This window comes from Pseudomonas sp. (genome assembly GCF_049645325.1).
Lineage (GTDB): Bacteria > Pseudomonadota > Gammaproteobacteria > Pseudomonadales > Pseudomonadaceae > Aquipseudomonas.
The window spans coordinates 1-3862 of record NZ_JBARTQ010000484.1; the positions used below are offsets into that span (position 1 = coordinate 1).

The window sequence follows — 3862 nt, forward strand, 5'->3', positions numbered from 1 at the left end:
GCCACACACAAGCTGGCTGGCCCACCGCTTTCGCGAGCAAGCCCGCTCCCACACTTTTCAACCGTGCCTGACTTGAAACATCGCCGTAGCTTGTGTCCCCTGCTAGATTAACCGCTCTCCATCGTCAGGGAAGCACCATGGGACACTCACTGAAAATCCTCGGCCGCACGTCCTCCATCAACGTGCGCAAAGTGCTCTGGACCTGCCAGGAACTGGGCATCGACTACGTGCGCGAAGACTGGGGCATCGGCTTCAAACCCACCCAATCCCCCGAATTCCTCGCCTTGAACCCCAACGCCCAAGTGCCGGTGCTGATCGACGACCACGGCGTGTTGTGGGAATCCAACACCATCTGCCGCTACCTCGTCGGCCTTTACCAACGTACCGACCTTTTGCCTGCCGAACCGGCGCCCCGAGCCCGGGTCGAGCAATGGGTGGACTGGCAAGCCGTCGAGCTCAACCGCGCCTGGGGCGACGCCTTCACCGCGCTGGTGCGCAACAACCCGGACGGACTCGATGCGGCGCAGATTGCCGCCGCTGTAAAGCGCTGGAACGACAAAATGGGCCTGCTGGAACAACAACTCACTCACACCAATGCCTATGTGGCCGGCGATGAATTCACCCTCGCCGATATCCTCATCGGGCTTTCAGTGCACCGCTGGAAGATTACGCCGATGGAACATCCGCCCTTCCCCGCCGTAGCGGCGTATTACCAGCGCCTCAGCCAGCGCCCAGGTTTCAGGACGTTCGCCCTCGACGGCCATAATTAAAACAAGGACTCACCGTGAAAGGACTCAACCTACTGCTCACCGGCGCCTGCGGCAGAATCGGCAAGACGTTTTTCAACGCCTCGAAAGACCGCTACCGCTTCACCCTCACCGACCGCGTCGCCCCGGACTTTCCAACTGGCGAGCACCGTTTCATACACGCCGACCTCAGCGACAAAACCAGCCTGGCAACCCTGCTGGACGGCATCGACGTGATCGTGCATTTGTCGGGCATCCCCAACGCCAGCGCGTCGTTCGACGAATTGCTGCCGAACAACATCCTTGCCACCACCTACCTGTTCGAAGCCGCCGTAGCAGCGGGAGTGAAACGCTTGGTATTCGCCAGCAGCGCGCAAGCCATAGAAGGCTACCCGGTGGACCGCCAGATCACGCCGGGCATGCCGGTTTTGCCCGCCAACCTGTACGGCGTGAGCAAATGCTACGGCGAGGCACTGTGTGGTTATTACGCGGCGAAGACGCCCCTGTCGACGATTGCCCTGCGCATCGGCGCCTTTGAATTCCCGCAAACCCACGACCTGAACAACGCCCGCGACCTCAGCGCCTGGCTCAGCCCGCGTGACGCGGTGCAACTGCTGCAGCGCTCGGTGGAAGCCGAAGGCGTGAAGCACCTGATCGCCCATGGCATTTCCAACAACCGCTTCAAGCGCCTGGATTTGAGCGAAACCACGCGGGTGCTGGGCTACCAGCCGGTGGATGACGCCTTCCAGTCGTTCGAGATCCCCATCACCTACTGAGCCTTCGCGCCATAAAACCTTTAAACCTGGAGTGCTGGCGCAATAAATCGGCGAATGTGTGGCCTGTCGCACGTAACTTCACACACACCCATTTCCGTTAGCCCGCTAAGATTCCAGGTCACTGCCCCTGGAATCTGCCCATGTCGACACTCACCGCCTCAGCCACGGACGGCATCGACCCGATCCGTGCCGCCCACATCAGCGCGCGCATTGACCGCTTGCCGGCCGTCGCCACCCTCTGGCGCCTGGTGGCGTTGCTGTCGATCGGCGGCTTTTTCGAGCTGTATGACCTGTTCCAGACCGCCTACATCAGCCCCGGCTTGATCAGCGACGGCATCTTCCACACCGGCAGCGAAGGCGTGTTCGGCTTCTCGGACCAGGCGGCGTTCGCTTCGGCTACCTTTTTGGGCCTGTTCCTTGGCGCCAGCCTGCTCAGCCCCATCGCCGACCGTTTCGGGCGCCGGGCGATCTTCACCTTTGCGTTGATCTGGTACACGGTGGCCACCGTGTTGATGGGCATCCAGACCTCCGCCGAAGGCATTATCTGCATGCGCTTTCTGGTGGGCATTGGCCTTGGCATAGAGCTGGTGACCATCGACGCCTACCTCTCGGAACTGGTGCCCAAACGCATGCGCAGCTCGGCGTTTGCCTTTGCGTTTTTTATCCAGTTTTTGTCGGTGCCGGCGGTGGCCTTGATGTCGTGGTGGCTGGTGCCGCAGGCGCCGTTCGGGGTTTCCGGCTGGCGTCTGGTGGTGTTGAGCAGTGCGGTGTTTGCGCTGTTTATCTGGCAACTGCGCAAGCGCTTGCCGGAGTCACCGCGCTGGCTGGCGCAGAAAGGCCGCTTTGACGAAGCCGGTGCGATCATGGACAGCCTTGAAGCACGCTGCCAGAAAGACCACGGCAAACCGCTGGATGAGCCGGAACCGCAAGCTGTCAGCGTGCAAGGCAGCGGGCGGTTTGCCGATATCTGGCAGCCTCCGTACCGCCGCCGCGCGCTGATGCTGATCGTGTTCCATGTGTTCCAGGCCATCGGCTTTTTCGGCTTCGGCAATTGGTTGCCGGCGCTGCTGTCGGGCCAGGGCGTGAGCGTGACCCACAGTTTGCTCTACGCCTTCATCATCACCCTCGCCTACCCGCTAGGGCCGTTGCTGTTCGTGAAGGTCGCCAACCGCTTTGAAAACAAATGGCAAATCGTCGGCTCGGCCATGGGCGCGATGGTCTTCGGCAGCCTGTTCGCCCTGCAGACCACGGCGGTGGGGCTGGTGTTCTGCGGGGTGATGATCACCTTCTGCAACGCCTGGCTGAGCTTCAGTTATCACTCGTACCAAAGCGAACTGTTCCCCACCAACATCCGCGCGCGGGCGGTGGGCTTCTGCTATTCGTTCAGCCGCTTGTCCACGGTGTTCAGCAGCCTGTTGATCGGCTTTATCCTCGAACACCTGGGCACGCCCGGGGTGCTCGCGTTTATCGCCAGCAGCATGTTGATCGTGATGATCACCATCAGTTGGTTCGGGCCGCGCACGCGGAACCTGGCGCTGGAAAATATCGCCCACTGACGGCAATGGCTGGCCGCCAGCAGGACAACACTTGCCGCAATGGCGGCGCCAGCCCCCGTAAAACCGGGGGTGCCGCCTTCGGCATGCTATTTGCTCCACCTGTGGGACCGAACACATCCGCAGGTGAATGATCATGCTGGTTAACAACAATCCCCAAGCCCAGGCGACGATCCAACAGCTCAAGCGCTCTGACATGGACCCGGCCAACGCCGCCGCCAGCGCGCTCTACAGTGGCGCCGCGCAAGCTGCACAACAAAGCGTCACGGTGCCGACTGCACAGACTGACCTGGACAAGGCCAACGACCGCATCGATGAAGCCTTCGCCAAGACCCGTGTGCAGTTGCAAGCCAGCACGACGGCCACGACGCCGACGACGGATGTGCCGGCCACCGATTCAACCTCCGGCAGCGCCCGTGCCGAGTTCACCGACTTCATGAACAAATCCCCGGCCGAACGCATTCGCGAGCAACTGCTCAAGGAACAGGGTTTGACCGAAGCGCAAGTGCAGGCAATGCCGCAGGACAAGCAGGACGCGATTTCCAAGGAAGTGGCGGATCGGGTGAAGCAGCAGGCACAGCAGCAAGTAGCGGCGAAAGCGACTGACCCGGCGCAGTCGGTGAAAGAAACCCTGGCAGCGATTTAAGCCCCATCGCCAACCTGATGGATGCTCAACCTCTGTGGTGAGCGGGCTTGCCCCGCGCTGGGCTGCGCAGCGGCCCTAAAACCAGACGCCGCAAACTGCCTGACAGAATGCGGCGTTTTTGTTGGGGCTGCTGCGCAGCCC

Annotated in this window: 4 protein-coding genes; all 4 read left to right on the forward strand. The window is 61.7% G+C overall.

The window, feature by feature from the left end:
* Nucleotides 1–137: 137 nt before the first annotated feature.
* The 4 genes from WBB95_RS20805 (at nucleotide 138) to WBB95_RS20820 (ending at nucleotide 3721) form a co-directional block, all read left to right on the forward strand.
* Nucleotides 138–770, forward strand: a complete 633-nt coding sequence (locus tag WBB95_RS20805; RefSeq protein ID WP_424489295.1) for a glutathione S-transferase family protein — start codon at nucleotides 138–140, stop codon at nucleotides 768–770.
* A 14-nt stretch (nucleotides 771–784) separates the two neighbouring features.
* Nucleotides 785–1522, forward strand: coding sequence for an NAD-dependent epimerase/dehydratase family protein (locus tag WBB95_RS20810; protein ID WP_424489296.1), 738 nt, complete (start codon nucleotides 785–787; stop codon nucleotides 1520–1522).
* A gap of 140 nt (nucleotides 1523–1662) precedes the next feature.
* Nucleotides 1663–3078, forward strand: coding sequence for an MFS transporter (locus tag WBB95_RS20815; protein WP_424489297.1), 1416 nt, complete (start codon nucleotides 1663–1665; stop codon nucleotides 3076–3078).
* Nucleotides 3079–3211: 133 nt separating this feature from the next.
* Entirely contained in the window at nucleotides 3212–3721 is a 510-nt protein-coding gene (locus WBB95_RS20820) for a hypothetical protein (protein ID WP_424489298.1), read from the forward strand.
* The last annotated feature ends 141 nt before the right edge of the window (nucleotides 3722–3862 follow it).

What these genes read in the sequence shown, in the direction of transcription:
- WBB95_RS20805 (WP_424489295.1), top strand. Translation starts at nt 138, where the DNA reads ATGGGACACTCACTGAAAATCCTCGGCCGCACGTCCTCCATCAACGTG.
- WBB95_RS20815 (WP_424489297.1), top strand. Translation starts at nt 1,663, where the DNA reads ATGTCGACACTCACCGCCTCAGCCACGGACGGCATCGACCCGATCCGT.
- WBB95_RS20820 (WP_424489298.1), top strand. Translation starts at nt 3,212, where the DNA reads ATGCTGGTTAACAACAATCCCCAAGCCCAGGCGACGATCCAACAGCTC.